General features: G+C 43.4%; 14 protein-coding genes. 1 reads left to right on the top strand and 13 read right to left on the bottom strand.

Going from position 1 to position 14,548, the window contains the following annotated elements; translation table 11 throughout:
- Positions 1 to 116 precede the first annotated feature (116 nt).
- The 11 genes from AAC978_RS15695 to rimO all read right to left on the bottom strand — a co-directional run bounded on the left by AAC978_RS15695 (position 117) and on the right by rimO (position 12,595).
- Positions 117 to 896, bottom strand: coding sequence for a TIGR00282 family metallophosphoesterase (locus tag AAC978_RS15695; protein ID WP_341549014.1), 780 nt, complete (start codon positions 894 to 896; stop codon positions 117 to 119).
- Positions 897 to 1,007: 111 nt separating this feature from the next.
- Entirely contained in the window at positions 1,008 to 1,520 is a 513-nt protein-coding gene (locus AAC978_RS15690; protein ID WP_341549013.1) for a hypothetical protein, read from the bottom strand.
- Positions 1,521 to 1,691: 171 nt separating this feature from the next.
- The gene (gene rny, locus AAC978_RS15685) at positions 1,692 to 3,242 is read right to left on the bottom strand and encodes a ribonuclease Y (RefSeq protein WP_341549012.1); all 1,551 of its coding nucleotides are present in this window, start codon (positions 3,240 to 3,242) and stop codon (positions 1,692 to 1,694) included.
- A gap of 354 nt (positions 3,243 to 3,596) precedes the next feature.
- Complete coding sequence (locus AAC978_RS15680) at positions 3,597 to 4,091, bottom strand: regulatory protein RecX (RefSeq protein ID WP_341549011.1); 495 nt, start codon at positions 4,089 to 4,091, stop codon at positions 3,597 to 3,599.
- A 1-nt stretch (position 4,092) separates the two neighbouring features.
- Positions 4,093 to 5,136 carry a recombinase RecA gene (recA, locus tag AAC978_RS15675; RefSeq protein ID WP_341549010.1) on the bottom strand — a complete coding sequence of 348 codons (1,044 nt, stop codon included), beginning with the start codon at positions 5,134 to 5,136 and terminating at the stop codon, positions 4,093 to 4,095.
- Between the two features lie 189 nt (positions 5,137 to 5,325).
- A complete protein-coding gene (locus tag AAC978_RS15670) occupies positions 5,326 to 6,921 on the bottom strand; it encodes a DEAD/DEAH box helicase (RefSeq protein WP_341549009.1) in 1,596 nt (531 codons plus the stop codon).
- A gap of 7 nt (positions 6,922 to 6,928) precedes the next feature.
- On the bottom strand, positions 6,929 to 8,176 hold the full coding sequence (locus tag AAC978_RS15665) for a competence/damage-inducible protein A (protein WP_341549008.1): 1,248 nt from the start codon (positions 8,174 to 8,176) through the stop codon (positions 6,929 to 6,931).
- A gap of 193 nt (positions 8,177 to 8,369) precedes the next feature.
- Positions 8,370 to 9,851, bottom strand: a complete 1,482-nt coding sequence (locus AAC978_RS15660; RefSeq protein WP_341549016.1) for an AAA family ATPase — start codon at positions 9,849 to 9,851, stop codon at positions 8,370 to 8,372.
- 20 nt (positions 9,852 to 9,871) lie between these two features.
- Positions 9,872 to 10,411: a hypothetical protein gene (locus AAC978_RS15655; protein WP_341549007.1), complete on the bottom strand. Its 540-nt coding sequence runs from the start codon at positions 10,409 to 10,411 to the stop codon at positions 9,872 to 9,874.
- 301 nt (positions 10,412 to 10,712) lie between these two features.
- The gene (gene pgsA / locus AAC978_RS15650; protein WP_341549006.1) at positions 10,713 to 11,270 is read right to left on the bottom strand and encodes a CDP-diacylglycerol--glycerol-3-phosphate 3-phosphatidyltransferase; all 558 of its coding nucleotides are present in this window, start codon (positions 11,268 to 11,270) and stop codon (positions 10,713 to 10,715) included.
- Positions 11,267 to 12,595, bottom strand: a complete 1,329-nt coding sequence (rimO, locus tag AAC978_RS15645; RefSeq protein ID WP_341549004.1) for a 30S ribosomal protein S12 methylthiotransferase RimO — start codon at positions 12,593 to 12,595, stop codon at positions 11,267 to 11,269. Before rimO ends, pgsA begins: the two co-directional genes overlap by 4 nt.
- 243 nt (positions 12,596 to 12,838) lie before the next feature.
- Between rimO and AAC978_RS15640 the strand changes: the two genes are divergently transcribed.
- Positions 12,839 to 13,444 carry a hypothetical protein gene (locus AAC978_RS15640; RefSeq protein ID WP_341549003.1) on the top strand — a complete coding sequence of 202 codons (606 nt, stop codon included), beginning with the start codon at positions 12,839 to 12,841 and terminating at the stop codon, positions 13,442 to 13,444.
- Positions 13,445 to 13,775: 331 nt separating this feature from the next.
- Here the strand turns inward: AAC978_RS15640 and AAC978_RS15635 are convergent, their stop codons facing one another.
- Both AAC978_RS15635 and AAC978_RS15630 read right to left on the bottom strand, forming a co-directional pair.
- On the bottom strand, positions 13,776 to 14,186 hold the full coding sequence (locus AAC978_RS15635; RefSeq protein ID WP_341549002.1) for a DUF4279 domain-containing protein: 411 nt from the start codon (positions 14,184 to 14,186) through the stop codon (positions 13,776 to 13,778).
- A gap of 130 nt (positions 14,187 to 14,316) precedes the next feature.
- Positions 14,317 to 14,532 (bottom strand): DUF7336 domain-containing protein, encoded by a 216-nt coding sequence (locus AAC978_RS15630; protein WP_341549001.1) that lies wholly within the window; start codon positions 14,530 to 14,532, stop codon positions 14,317 to 14,319.
- Positions 14,533 to 14,548: the final 16 nt, after the last annotated feature.

Below are 14,548 nucleotides of genomic sequence, written 5' to 3'. Positions count from 1 at the left end.
TATTCCTAATATGTTAGTTGTATTCTCCAGAAGGTGGAAATAATCCTCTTTTTTTCTTGAAGGATTCAGATTCTTTTAAATATTTTTGCGAAGCTAGATATCCCTAAATTTCCCTCTTACTCCTTAACCCGTTGAATTGCTTTAATCGACCGAGTTTTACCGGTATTCACGTCCACATCTAAAACTACCGCATTGAGTTGGATAGGTCCTGCAGCCAGTTCAAACTTTGCCGGCAATTGGGTCAGGAAGCGGTTGATAATGGTCTCTTTTTTTACTCCTAAAACAGAATCCCTTGGGCCCGTCATACCCACATCAGTTATATAACCTGTTCCTTGGTGTAATAGACGAGCATCAGCCGTTTGAATATGAGTATGTGTACCCAAAACAGCCGACACTTTACCATCAAGAAACCAACCCAAAGCAACTTTTTCCGAAGTGGCCTCCGCATGGAAGTCCACAAGAATTACGGGAGTTTCTTGACGCATTTCATTAACCCAACGCGAGGCGCCACTGAAGGGGTCTTCTAAATCATTAAGGTAAACTCGTCCCGAAAGATTGAGCACTCCGACTTTCTTTCCTTGTATACGAACGTAGCCGTACCCCTTTCCCGGTGCACCGATCGGGTAATTGGCCGGTCTTATCAAACGTGCTTCCTGATCAATAAACTTCATGATGCTGCGTTGATCCCAAACATGATTTCCCATGGTAATGAATTGGATGCCATAGTCATATAGCTCCTCAGCTATTTCCTTGGTTATGCCCTTACCGCCCGCTGCATTCTCCCCATTGGCTAGGGTCAAGTCAATTCCGTATTCTTGTATAAGAGGCTTAAGGAACACTTTGACGGCTTCCCGCCCCGGATTTCCTACGATGTCACCAATAAATAATATGTTCACGCGACGATCTCCTTCGTTTTATACCACAACCGTAAAGGGTATGTTCATACTATTGATATGCCCAAAAATTTCTACCTTAAAACCTTGCGCTTTCAGTTGCTCACTTAAGGACTAACTATTGTAAACTAAAACCCGACCTTCCTCGCGAATGGCGATAAAACCTTTATCCAACCGGCAATCACGAAAGGACTGGAGAATCTGCCCGATAACCTCTTCTTGAAATGTCTGTTCCTCCTCTGGAACTTCTGTATCGTCATAAATCAGTTGATGACTCAAATCTTTAACCAGATCGACAATGAGTCCGACTTCTCTTTGATCCATACTCTCTACATCACGGGTCACCGTAATCAGAGCCAAAGCTTCTTCTTGTTTCAATTGAATTTCGCAAATCCTCATATCTTGGCCCTCAAGTCCATGGTATACAACTAAAGCCTCGCGAAGGCTATGCACAAATTTTTCACCTTGATCGGTTCCATATATCATGAAGCGAAAAGTTAGCCCATGCTCTGATTGTAGGTAGCGTACAGAACATACCTCAGGGTAGCGAACTAGAATTGATATCAATAATCCAACTCCATCGGGCACACTTCCCCCATCTTTATAATGGAGGTTTAACCTTCCCATAGTGTCATCCTCTTTCTCAATTACTGCGTAGATATTGCCTCAATTACTTCTCCTTAATAGTTCGTCAACATCAGATAAAGTCCTGCCATAAGAATGAGCTCAAATATTTCCTTTAAATATAATAAAGGACAGGCGATTGCTCACCTGTCCGAGAGTTCATAATTCAAGTGGCTATTTCGCAAAATCCACTGCGCGAGTTTCGCGAATAACAACAACTTTGATTTGGCCTGGATATTCTAATTCATCTTCAATACGTTTACTGATTTCGCGAGCTACTTTAGGAGCCAAGATGTCATCGATCTTTTCTGGTTTCACAATGATGCGAATCTCACGGCCCGCTTGAATTGCATAAGATTTCTCAACACCTTCGTAGGTATCAGCAATCTCTTCAAGCTTTTGCAAACGCTTAATATAAGATTCAAGGGTTTCACGACGAGCGCCTGGGCGAGCAGCTGATACAGCATCAGCAGCAGCCACCAAAACGGCTTCGATAGTTTTTGCCTCAGTATCTCCATGATGGGCTTCAATTGCATGAATGACTTCCCACGATTCCTTATACTTCTTCGCTAGATCAATACCGATCTGAACATGAGTACCTTCCGTATCGTGATCGACAGCCTTCCCTAAGTCATGAAGTAAGCCGGCTCGCTTTGCCAGCTGAACATCAACGCCTAGCTCAGCAGCCATTAGCCCCGCCAAATGAGATACTTCTATAGAATGCTTAAGCACATTTTGTCCATAACTAGTTCTGAACTTCAATCGCCCTAAGAGACGAACAATTTCGGGATGCAAGCCATGAACTCCGGTTTCGAAGGTTGCTTGTTCTCCCTCTTCACGAATCCGTTGGTCAACCTCTTTTTGAGACTTTTCCACCATCTCTTCGATCCGAGCCGGATGAATCCGTCCATCGGCAATAAGTTTTTCCAAGGCTACCCGAGCAACTTCTCTGCGGATCGGGTCAAAACCTGATAGAATTACTGCTTCCGGAGTATCATCGATAATCAAATCGATTCCGGTCAAAGTTTCCAGGGTACGGATATTTCGTCCTTCACGTCCAATAATCCGTCCCTTCATTTCATCACTGGGCAAGGCGACTACAGACACAGTGGTCTCAGCAACATGATCTGCAGCACAACGTTGAATAGCCAGCGAAATGATGTTTTTCGCACGTTTCTCGGCTTCTTCTTTGGCTTTGCTTTCGATATCTTTAATCATAATAGCGGATTCATAGCGAACCTCTTCTTCTACGCTATGCAGAAGAATTTGCTTAGCTTCCTCAGTGGATAAACCGGAGACACGCTCCAATTCTTGTTTTTCCTTGGCTACAGTTTGGCTTAAGACTTCTTTGAGCTGGTCGACTTCTTCGTCTTTACGATGAAGATTTTCTTCCTTACGCTCTAAAATCTCCATTTTCCGATCCAAGGACTCTTCTTTTTGAATAACCCGTCTTTCCATGCGTTGTATCTCGTTGCGACGTTCCCGGGATTCTTTTTCCACTTCGTTACGGATATGCATAACTTCTTCTTTGGCAGCGATGACTTCCTCACGGCGCTTGGCCTCCGAAGTACTATGTGCACTTTCAATGACACGTTTTGCCTCTTCTTCAGCTGATCCAATAAGCTTCTCGGCGGTACTCTTTCGAATAACCCATCCTAACAAGCTACCGATAGCTAGGGCTACAACTGCGGCTAAAATTCCAAAGATCAGTCCGGTCAATTCCAAGTAATATTCACCTCCTTAGTACTCTACGTATTTGCTATCATTCTCCTAGTTCTCCATATAAAACAAAAAAACTGGGGTCATGCCAGTTCTCAAAAATCAAACCTTCAATTTTAGACAAAAAATAAATTTGTCTTCATTCCTACAAACACACGCGCTAGCTCGATGCCTCCATATAATTTACTAACTACGTTGCAATCTATAAGAAAACCTTAAAGGTCTCATTTAAAGAAACAGGCTACTTTTAGTAGTGTAATATCTTTTGAAAAATTTGTCAAGACTGCTGAGTTCTAAGTCTTTACGGCCCTGAGCGATCCTACAAACTGATAAAAAGCAGGAAGGTATTTCTCCTTCCTGCTACAGTTTTGAAACCCTCTCGATGATTTGTTGAACCATCTCTTGAGGATATCCCTTTTGCATGAGCTTTTGACCCACTTTCAATTTTAGGAAAACCTCTCGAGGTATTTTCTCGTAGCTTTTCTTATGTTGATAGGAGTTTTCCCAGCGTCGTGATTCTTCCGCCCAAATTTTCTGGGCATGTTTCAGGCATAGCTCTTTTTCCTGCTCTGGCTGATAGTTCTCCTGAAAGACTTGCTCAACGATATGCTCTTGGATTCCTCGGCCTTTAAGGTCACAGCTTATTCTTTTCTTCGAATAATTGGCTTGCTTGCTTCGGCAATAGACACGAGCATATTCCTGATCATTGATATATCCCCATTCGAGGAGACGTTCCAGTGCAGAGTCGATCTCCTGTTCAGAGAACCCTTTCCTCGTCAGCCGTTGAACCAGTTCATAGCGAGATAGGATTCGCCGGGATAAGTAGGTTAAAGCGGTTTCCAATGCCCCTTTCATCTTAGAACTCTTCCGGATCCTCATCCATATCATCTGAAGCTGGAGCACTCACAGAGCTAAAGCTAGCACGGATTTGTTGCTCTATCTCGGCCGATATTTCAGGGTGCTGCTTGAGGAATTCCTTGGCGTTCTCTCTGCCTTGGCCCAAGCGATCTCCCTTGTATGCATACCAAGCTCCGGACTTATCAATAATATCGAGCTCTGCTCCTACATCGACAATGCTACCTTCTCGAGAAATCCCCAGACCATACATAATATCAAATTCTGCTTGTTTAAAAGGTGGCGCCACCTTATTTTTAACAACTTTGACTTTGGTACGGTTACCAATCATCTCTTGGCCTTGCTTGAGGGTGTCTTGACGACGCACCTCCATGCGCACCGATGAGTAGAATTTTAAGGCTCGGCCACCTGTTGTGGTTTCCGGATTACCGAACATAATCCCCACTTTTTCACGAATCTGGTTAATAAAGATCACGCAGGTATTGCTCTTGCTGATTGCCCCAGTCAATTTTCGAAGAGCTTGGGACATTAAGCGAGCATGTAAGCCCACATGGGAATCTCCCATTTCTCCTTCAATTTCTGCTCGGGGAACCAAAGCTGCTACGGAGTCAATAATAATCACATCGATGGCTCCACTGCGCACCAAAGCCTCACAAATCTCTAAGGCTTGTTCACCCGTATCGGGTTGAGATATCAATAGATTGTCAATATTGACCCCTAAAGCCTTAGCATAAACCGGGTCAAGAGCGTGCTCCGCGTCAATAAAAGCAGCCACACCACCGAGTTTCTGAGCTTCGGCAGCAATATGTAAAGCAACGGTGGTCTTCCCGGAAGACTCAGGTCCGTAAATCTCAATAACTCGTCCCCGTGGTACTCCACCAACCCCAAGGGCTATATCAATGGCCAAGCAACCTGTTGGAATAACCTCTACCGCCATTTTGGCAGAAGCCTCCCCCAATCTCATAATTGAACCCTTACCAAATTGCTTTTCGATTTGACTCAACGCCATATCCAAGGCTTTTAACTTATTGTCGGTTCCGGCCATCTTTTTTCCTCCTATTCGAATATCACCAAATCTCTCAGCTCAAAAAACAAACACTTGTTCGATTCAATTATACTTTTGCTCACTGAACCTGTCAATTGTTTTTAAGATAAAACAGTAAAAAGAGCAAGAAAATATTTCCTTTTCTTGCTCTTCATGGGCGACCGATGCTTTTGATTTTGACTCGCCGATTTACCTAGCTTTTGCGGGCTCGACGTTCACCTTACGGCCTTTGATCATGTTTTGATGCATGCAACTAAGCACACGGCTGGCATGCTGTTCCGGCACTTCCACAAAAGTAAACTTATCATAAATGTTAATCATCCCGATAATATTGCCGGGAATTCCACTTTCATCGGCTATCCAGCGCACAATGTCTTGAGGTCGGACTTGTTGGAGGCGGCCGATGTTCATAAAGAGACGAACCATGCCGGGAGCTGCTCCTGTATTGCCAAAAGCAATATCTTCTTCTTCCTCTTCGGTTCGTTCACTAGCACCTTCCACAGCATATTTCAAGGCTGCAGCAGCCACATCTACAGAATCATATTCTTCCAACAAAGAACCCACAATCGAGCGATAGGTTCCGAGATGGCTCCGTTGTAAAATCTTAACCAATTGGTTCTTGAGGTTTTCCGCTTGTCGTTCACTAACATCAGCTAAGGTCGGTAATTCCTTACGCACAATCCGCGTCTTGATTAAACGTTCAATCAAGCGGAGTTGTCGGTATTCCCTTGAGGAAACCAGGGTAATAGCTTGGCCTTTTCTCCCGGCTCTTCCCGTACGTCCGATCCGATGCACATAAGATTCGGGATCTTGAGGGATATCAAAATTAATGACATGAGTCACATTATCGATGTCGAGACCTCTCGCTGCTACGTCAGTAGCGACAAGGAGCTCCACTTTGCCATCACGGAATTTTTTCATCACGCGATCTCTTTGTTGTTGGCTTAAATCTCCATGCAATGCATCCGCAAAATACCCTCTGGCCTCCAAGGCGGCTACGAGCTCATCAACACCTCGCTTGGTACGGCAAAAAATGATGGCTTGACCGATATCTTCCATATCGATAATCCGGCAGAGTGCATCGACTTTGATTTTTTCTCTAGTCTCATAAAACACCTGCTCAATCAAAGGCACTGTAAGTTCATCACGACTTACTGCTACCGACTTGGGCTGGTGCATATAGTTTTGCGCCAGTTTCTTGATTTCAAACGGCATGGTAGCTGAAAACAGCATCATTTGGCGTTCCTCGGGGGGAACTTGCCGAAGGATGGTTTCGATATCTTCCACAAAGCCCATATCCAGCATTTCATCAGCTTCATCTAAGACAACCATCTTGACATATTGCAATTTTAAAGTTCCCCGATTAAGGTGATCAAGAACCCGACCCGGGGTTCCGACGACCACTTGGCTACCAAAGCGTAGGGCCCGTATTTGACGATCGATGGATTGACCTCCATAGATCGGTAGTGGTTTGATATGACGGTATTTGCCAATCTTACTGATTTCCTCAGATACCTGAACCGCCAGTTCACGGGTTGGCGTCAAGATCAGGGCTTGAACCGCCTGAAACTTTGGATTGATCTTCTCACAAATAGGAATGCCAAAGGCGGCAGTTTTTCCTGTGCCGGTTTGCGCCTGCCCTATCAGATCCACCCCATCCATAGCCACAGGAATAGCTTCCTTTTGAATCGGTGAGGGTTCCTCGAACCCCATTTCTGATAATGCCTGTAAGACTTGTTTGCTTAAACTAATTTCGCCAAAGGCTTGTAAACGTTCTGCACTCAATCGATTATTAACCCCTTTCAATTTTCAACAAATAACTGCGTATCCAATTCAAGGCAGCTTGAACAGAGAGCTGTCGAATTGAATCTCTTCCTCCATGAAACTGAAACATATTCGCTTTAATCCCCTCCGAAGTAGCTAAACCAATATATACTAAGCCAACAGGCTTATCCTGGCTTCCTCCTCCGGGTCCGGCAATTCCCGTAATACTAATACCTAGATCTGCTTTGGTACGCTCGCGGACACCTGCGGCCATCTCCCGTGCTGTCTCAGCACTAACAGCACCAAATTGAGCCAAGGTCTGGGCGCTTACTCCTAAAAAATTCTCTTTCATGGCATTGGAATAGCTTATGACCCCACCTAAATAAAAGTCCGAGCTACCCGGTTGCTCTGTAAGCAACGCTCCCAGCGCTCCACCAGTACAAGATTCTGCTGTAGACAGAGTCAATTGCTGTTTCTTCAAGCCCTCACTCACGAGCCCCAGCATCGTATCCTCATCCGTCCCAAATACCTGCTCCCCAAGTCGTTCACGAATAATAAGCTCAGTCTGATCAAGAACTTCCAAGGCCTCGGCAGCATTTCCTCTCACCACTATACGGATATGCATCTCCGTAGGTTTACATAACAAGGTTATGCTGGGGTTTTTTTTACCGACAAAATCTTGAAGCCTTTCCTCTAAATCAGACTCTCCTAAGCCTACAACCTTGATTATCCGAACATACATTCTCGCCATATCTCCTTGAGCTTTTTGCTCCAAAAAAGGCCATACATATTCCTTAAACATCGGCTCCATCTCCGAAGGTGGGCCAGGTAAAAGTATGATAGTTTTATTGCCTTTTTGAAGAATAGCCCCCGGCGCTGTTCCCTGATGATTGGGAAGAACTTGGGATCCTTCAGGAAAGTATGCTTGCTTCCTTTCCGTCTCAGGCATCTCTGTGCCCCTTTGGACGAAAAATTCCTGAATACTCTCCAGGCTGGCCGGGTCAAGTAGCATTTTTAAACCAAAAACTTGAGCAATGAGCTCCTTGGAGAGGTCATCCTCCGTTGGTCCCGTCCCCCCGGTAATAAGAAGCAGATCCGATCTTTCTATACCTTGTATGATTACCTTAGCCAACCGTTCCTTATTATCTCCTACAGTGGTATGATAATCCACTTCAATTCCTAATTCAGATAACTTTCCTGTTAGATAGTGTGCACTCGTATTTAAGGTCTGTCCTAATAGTATTTCCGTTCCTGTTGCGACAATTTCAGCTTTCATGATATTTTATCACTCTCCTCCTTTAAACGCAAACGGTAATGCTTAGTTTTAGTTATAAGCAACTCTTTCTAAATTATTTCTCTTCTTTTCTGAACTTATCCTCTATTCCGTTCCATACGAAAAAAAGAAGCCCTCACAGTCGAGGACTCCTTCAAAGAACTCATTTGATGCAAATATGCTTTTCCTCACGAAATCAGGCTGCTTCCTCCTCAAGGAGTAGGCGAAGCTTTTCACCATCGAGTACTTCGTCCCTTTTTAATACTTCAACTAATCTTTCCAAGGTTTCCCGGCTGTCGAGAATAATCTCACGAGTTCGATTTTCCAATTGACTTAGGATCTCACCGGTTACTTTTTGACGCTGGTCTGCCCCTAATTTTTCGACGTCAACAACACCTAAAGAGGACATCCCTGATGCCATCATTTTTCCTACCATCTGCAGAGCTTGTTCATAATCGCCTGCTGCTCCGGTACTCCGTGCACCAAGAATCGTTTCTTCTGCTATTGCACCTGCTAAGGCAACCATAATCTGTTCTTCAATCATGGCTTGCGTGTAAAGATACAGATCATCCTTGGGATAATGACGAACATACCCTAAAGCATTACCCCGGGATCGGATAGAAATTTGCGATACGGAATGAGGTCGCACATATTCAGCTAATAAGGCATGCCCGCTTTCGTGGACGGCCACACGTTGTAACTCTTCGTCAGTAGGCTTTCGATCCAATTTCTCCCCTAAGAGAACCTTTTCCACTGCTTCGCGGAAATGAGTCATATTTATTTCTCCAACATCATCCCTTAAAGCAAAAACTGCCGCTTCATTCGTTACGCTTTCCAGGTGAGCTCCGGCAAAGTTATAGGTCTCTTGAGCGATTTGCTCCAGATCTACATCCGCTGCCATGGGCTTATTCTTGGTATGAATCTTAAGAACAGCAAGGCGGCCCTCCTTATCCGGCAAATCCACCTTGACTTGCCTATCGAAACGGCCCGGACGCAAAAGAGCCGGATCTAGAGCTTCCGCTCGATTTGTAGCCGCAACAACAAGAATTTGTGGGCCTTGGTCATCATTACCCAGTCCGTCCATCTCCACCAGAAGCTGGTTAAGAGTTTGGTCATATTCATGATGGGAGACATTGCTCCCCCGCTTCGCCCCAAGGATATCCATCTCATCGATGAAGATGATAGCTCGATCCTTCTTCTCTTTTTTTGCCAAATCCCTAGCTTTTCGAAACAGACGCCGAACCCGCTCCGCTCCTACTCCAGCATACATCTCCACGAACTCACTTCCGGAGATGGCCAAAAAAATTGAATCTGTATAACGTGCAGCAGCTTTAGCTAATAAAGTCTTTCCGGTTCCGGGCGGTCCTGACAAAAGAATGCCTTTCAGCGGCCTAATCCCTAATTCTTTCATTCGTTCACTATATAATAAGAAATCCAGAGCCTCCTGAAGCTCCTTTTTGGCCGCGTTCTGTCCTCCGATATCATTAAAATCGATGGAACTACCGGAGATTTGGATGCCTTTATCCGAACTTCCCATCATTGGGCGAGGCATAAACTTCCACAATAACACTCCCAATAAAATTAATAACCCGATGGGAAGCACATTATAGCCGGCAACCCAAAGATAAACCAATAAGCCGATTCCGGTTCCGATCAGAACATCTTTTGCTAAGCCCATCATCTATTCCTCCTTCCCAATTATTGATAGGTATCCAATGAAGAACTTCCTATACTCGGAAGAAATACTCCTTGCCCATGACGCTCAATAACCGAAAGCAATTGGTCCTCCCCCTTATTCAGCGTCAGATAGATCGCCTCATTATCCATGGTAAGATCCAAAATAACTCCTGCCTGATCTGCTTGGGACGATAGAGTTTCCTTCATCTGTGTGAAATTTCCCATGACCATCCCTTCTTGAATGGCAAACTGCATCTCTTGGAAAACCTTTTCCAGCTCAGGAGTGCGATGATCTACTATGCGAATGGGATGCTTCCCTGAGATTTGACGCAGCTGATGAGAACTACTTTGTAAATTTGTGATCTGGTCGGTTTTAATCACCATTTCAGTTATTCCCTGCTGTTCAACGACCTCGGCAGAAAGCACACCCGAAATCTGCTGACTCTTCTGAACTAGCGAACCGTATAGCCATTTATTTTCATATATAAGCTTACCGCCGAGCAATAGTCCAAAAATAAGTAGACTCACTAAGCTGATCACAGTAATCCGTTGTCTCGTCATAAGGCTCCTCCAATCAACTTCTTAAGTAATAATATAACTATTGGATGCAATTTTTACAATAGTTTAAATTTTCTAAACGATATATATTTTTTATATCAGCATATGGCGTTTTTACCCTTCAGTATATTCATGAGTATCGCTGAATTACTTCAATATTATATCATGAACTATATACGATTCTTCTTGACAAATAGCACCAATAATGCAAAAACCAACAGAGTTCTCCATTCTATGGAATCCTCTGTTGGTCAAAAGTTACTTTGTTTCCCTATTTAGTTTACTTGCTTGCTAATACCATCATCTATTTCTTTAAAAACTTTTTGGATTTTACTAAATAATCAACACCGGAAATAATCGTAAAGAAAAGGGCGATATAAAGTAGGGGTTGGCCTAGATAAATATTTAAAAGGGATAAAGGCCAATCATGGAGGAGAAGCAAGGAAATAGCCACAACCTGAGAGACGGTTTTAATCTTGCCAAGCTTACTGGCTGCGATCACAGTTCCATCGGCAGAAGCGATTGCTCTTAAGCCTGTGACGGCAAATTCACGAGCGAGTATGATCCAACACACCCATGCCGGTACATCTCCTAATTCCACTAAGGCAATTAATGCCGCCGAAACCAGAAGCTTATCGGCTAATGGGTCTAAGAATTTACCGAGCACCGTGACCTGCCCTCTTTTACGGGCAATATAGCCATCTAAGCCATCCGTAGTTGCCGCCAAAATAAATATTACCGCAGCGACTAAATCCTGATAAGGAAAAATCGGTTGGCCTTTGGGAAATTGCAGCAGTAAAAAAGCCATAAAGATCGGTATTAATATAATTCGTGCTAATGTAAGTTGATTAGGTAAATTCACTGAAAAACCTCTCCCATTAAATCGTAGCTATCCGCTTCCGTTACTTTCACCTGAACAAACTTGCCAATTTCAAGGGGTATTGGGGAGTGAATATAAACTAATCCGTCGATTTCCGGCGCATCGCCTTCACTACGGCCAGCCCAGCGCCCATCGGGAAGTTCTTCTTCAACAAGTACTTTCAAGGTTTGGCCAACCCAACGCTGTTGCTGTTCGTAGGCAATGTCTAGTTGCAGCTTCATCAGCTCATCGCGTCGTTGTTCCCTAATATCCTCAGGAATTTGGTCTTCACGCTTGGCCGCCGGTGTAGATTCTTCTTGAGAGTAGGCAAAGGCTCCTAAACGATCAAACCTTACCCTTTGGGCAAAATCCAAGATGGCCTTAAATTCCTCATCCGTTTCTCCAGGAAAACCTGTGATCATAGTTGTCCGCAGCCGAATATCAGGCAACTCTCGCCGCAATTTAAGAATCAGCTCCTCTGCTTCTTCTACCGTACCTCGCCGATTCATTTCACGCAAGACTTTATTATGAGCATGTTGCAGCGGAAGATCGAGATAACGGCAGACCTTCGGAGTTTCCTTCATAACTTGGATTAATTCATCCGTAAATAGCTCGGGATAACAATACATCAAGCGAATCCATTCAATACCCTCAATCTCGGCAATCTCTTTAATCAAGGAAGGTAATCGATACTCACCGTAGAGATCCTTCCCATAGCGAGTCGTATCTTGGGCAATGAGTAAGACCTCTTTGACCCCTTCTTGAGCCATGGCCTTCACCTCATTGATGATGGATTCTTGCTTCCGACTGCGAAAATGCCCACGAACCTGAGGAATAATGCAATAAGTACAGAAGTTATCACACCCTTCCGCAACCTTAACATAGGCATATTGCTTGGGGGACAAACGAACTCTGGGCATAGCTTCATCATAGATAAAAGCCGGGGCTTCGGCACTGATTCTCCGTACTTTGGTCTTTTCCGCTTCTTCAATAGTCTCGAGAATTTCTGAAATATTTCCCGTCCCCATCACACCATCCAGCTCAGGTATCTCAGCGAGCAACTCATCCCCATAGCGCTGGGCTAAACACCCCGTGGCCATAAGCGTCTTGCATTGACCCCGCTCCTTATACTGTGCCATCTCTAAAATGGTATCAATGGATTCAGCCTTGGCGCTCTCAATAAATGTACAAGTATTAATAATGATAATGTCAGCTTGCTCCGGTTCGCCGACAACTTGATATTTCTCACCAATATGTCCGGTCATAATTTCACTGTCCACTTGGTTTTTGGGACAGCCTAAAGTCACGATAGCAACTTTCTTATTCAAATTTCGCACCTCTAGATGTTGTCTATTGTATGTAATTACTCATCTAGTATAAACTACTATTTCCCTAAGTGTCAAAACTAATTATCAAGAGGATCTAACCGCTTGTCCATGACTTGGGGCGAAGTATTTGGCAATACTAGTATTATTGATATTGGCTAATACTTCCTTTCGCTTTCCTAAGGATTCGAGTAAAATAAATGAGTACGACCTATAAGTCTGATCAACAATAATTTTTGGTGAGGTGTGCTAGTATTGTTAAGTGAAGCTCTTTCCCCGGTGGATCAATGCGGCTGTGGTGATACAGGATATCTAACTACCCGTACCCTCCCTATTGCCCTCAACCATGGTGCCGGTAAAGTCATCAATGCCCCTGTGTACTCCTGTTCTAGCTCGATGTGTGAAGAATATACTATCCCCTCAGCAGTTGCTTCACGCCTCGATGAAATCGCCGATGAGATGGAAGCTAAAGAACTGCTTTCCATGCAATTTTCTTGGAAACCTACCTCAGACGGTGAGGCATCCGATCACCAGGATTCTCTCGCCCAGGGATTTATATGGAGATTCCACCGCCGTTCTTATGAAGATGCCCAAGTTTTGTTGGTCATCAATGGGGACACCATCCTTCTCCAAAGCAAACTAGATCCTACAGAGTACTATACACTTAAACGCCTTGAAGACAGCAAGGAAGGGATTCAATTTTCCTTCTCCAAATTCTTCGAAGATGACGAAGAATTAACCTATGAAAAGTTTATTGAGCTAGAGCCCTCGTTTCAGAAGGAATTAGGTATCCTCAAGATGGAAGAGCTCGAGGATATGCTGCTCGAGGAATTCGGGGAGATCATTGATTAGCATCCACTTTTGATTAGTATCTACTTGCAAGAAGAAGAATGAGGGCATACCCTCATTCTTCTTTGTATTTTTTGTTTATGATTATTTCTCGTTTTTATATAGTATTATTTAACCGTAAGCCTGATTTCCACTCTATTCTCGTATGCTTTTTCAAGAGCTGCAATAAAGTCACCATGTGCATCTTTAAGACTAATGGTCGCTCCGGGGGTTACATCGGCAAGACCTTTTTTCTCAGCGTCTGTAAGTTTAGCATATTTTTCTTGGTCTTTAGGATCTTTGGCGTCCGCTTTAAAAGGACGTCCGTTGATGTCAGAAGCATTTGCTAACCCGGTTAATTTTTTACACCTCCAAAGGAAAGTATATGAAAATCTATGTCCAATCCTAAGCTCGCCAGTTTTATTATAATTTCATTATTAATATGAAAACCCATTTGCCCAAATTCTGAACGAATATAACAACTTATGGCTGATCTTTCATACTGCTTGCTAGCCTCTTGAATACACTTTGCATAAGGTAATAACTTATCAAGCAACTCTGAGAGATAGGAAATAATGTCATCATTATCTGTTATGATAATTTCATACGACCAAATATCATAAGGGGCTTTAATTTTTTTTAGTTTACCAATCAATTGCCCCCTTTGGATGATTTTAATTGGGCTAATAGGGATATCTGTGTTCAGCTGATTAAAGTTAAGATTAAGGTCGGTAATACTAAAAATAAATTTTCTTGAATTATCCAAATCACAACCCTACTTTCCCAAAGACTTTATTCACTGGATCGTCATTTCCATAAGCATAAGCATTCTGGCTCAGAGGAAAGAAAGGCCCTCGAAGAAAAATTCGAGGGCCTTTTACGATTCGTAATATAACTCAGTTTATCCCAATAAATCCTTCTGTCCAATTATCTTCATCAAGCCTATATTCATCTATAAAAAAACTATTAGGGTAATTCCTAAACCCTAGAAGCCCTTTATATTTTTCGACAACTAATTCAGCCTTACTTCTTGATGAGTAAATACCAATAATTTTAATTTCTTCAATGTTATTCACTTCGTAACAATGTTGTAGTAAAAAAACTGATGTCATCACTTTCACCTCACTA

Source organism: Desulfitobacterium sp. THU1 (assembly GCF_038181555.1).
Lineage (GTDB): Bacteria > Bacillota > Desulfitobacteriia > Desulfitobacteriales > Desulfitobacteriaceae > Desulfitobacterium.
The sequence above is the reverse complement of the archived record's forward strand: the minus strand, read 5'-3'. Positions and strand labels throughout refer to the sequence as shown.

Excerpts from the sequence above, each read along its gene's own strand:
- AAC978_RS15680 (WP_341549011.1), bottom strand. The coding sequence starts at position 4,091 with ATGAAAGGGGCATTGGAAACCGCTTTAACCTACTTATCCCGGCGAATC.
- AAC978_RS15660 (WP_341549016.1), bottom strand. The coding sequence starts at position 9,851 with ATGGGCTTAGCAAAAGATGTTCTGATCGGAACCGGAATCGGCTTATTG.
- AAC978_RS15665 (WP_341549008.1), bottom strand. The coding sequence starts at position 8,176 with ATGAAAGCTGAAATTGTCGCAACAGGAACGGAAATACTATTAGGACAG.
- AAC978_RS15630 (WP_341549001.1), bottom strand. The coding sequence starts at position 14,532 with ATGACATCAGTTTTTTTACTACAACATTGTTACGAAGTGAATAACATT.
- AAC978_RS15655 (WP_341549007.1), bottom strand. The coding sequence starts at position 10,411 with ATGACGAGACAACGGATTACTGTGATCAGCTTAGTGAGTCTACTTATT.
- recA (WP_341549010.1), bottom strand. The coding sequence starts at position 5,136 with ATGGCCGGAACCGACAATAAGTTAAAAGCCTTGGATATGGCGTTGAGT.
- AAC978_RS15690 (WP_341549013.1), bottom strand. The coding sequence starts at position 1,520 with ATGGGAAGGTTAAACCTCCATTATAAAGATGGGGGAAGTGTGCCCGAT.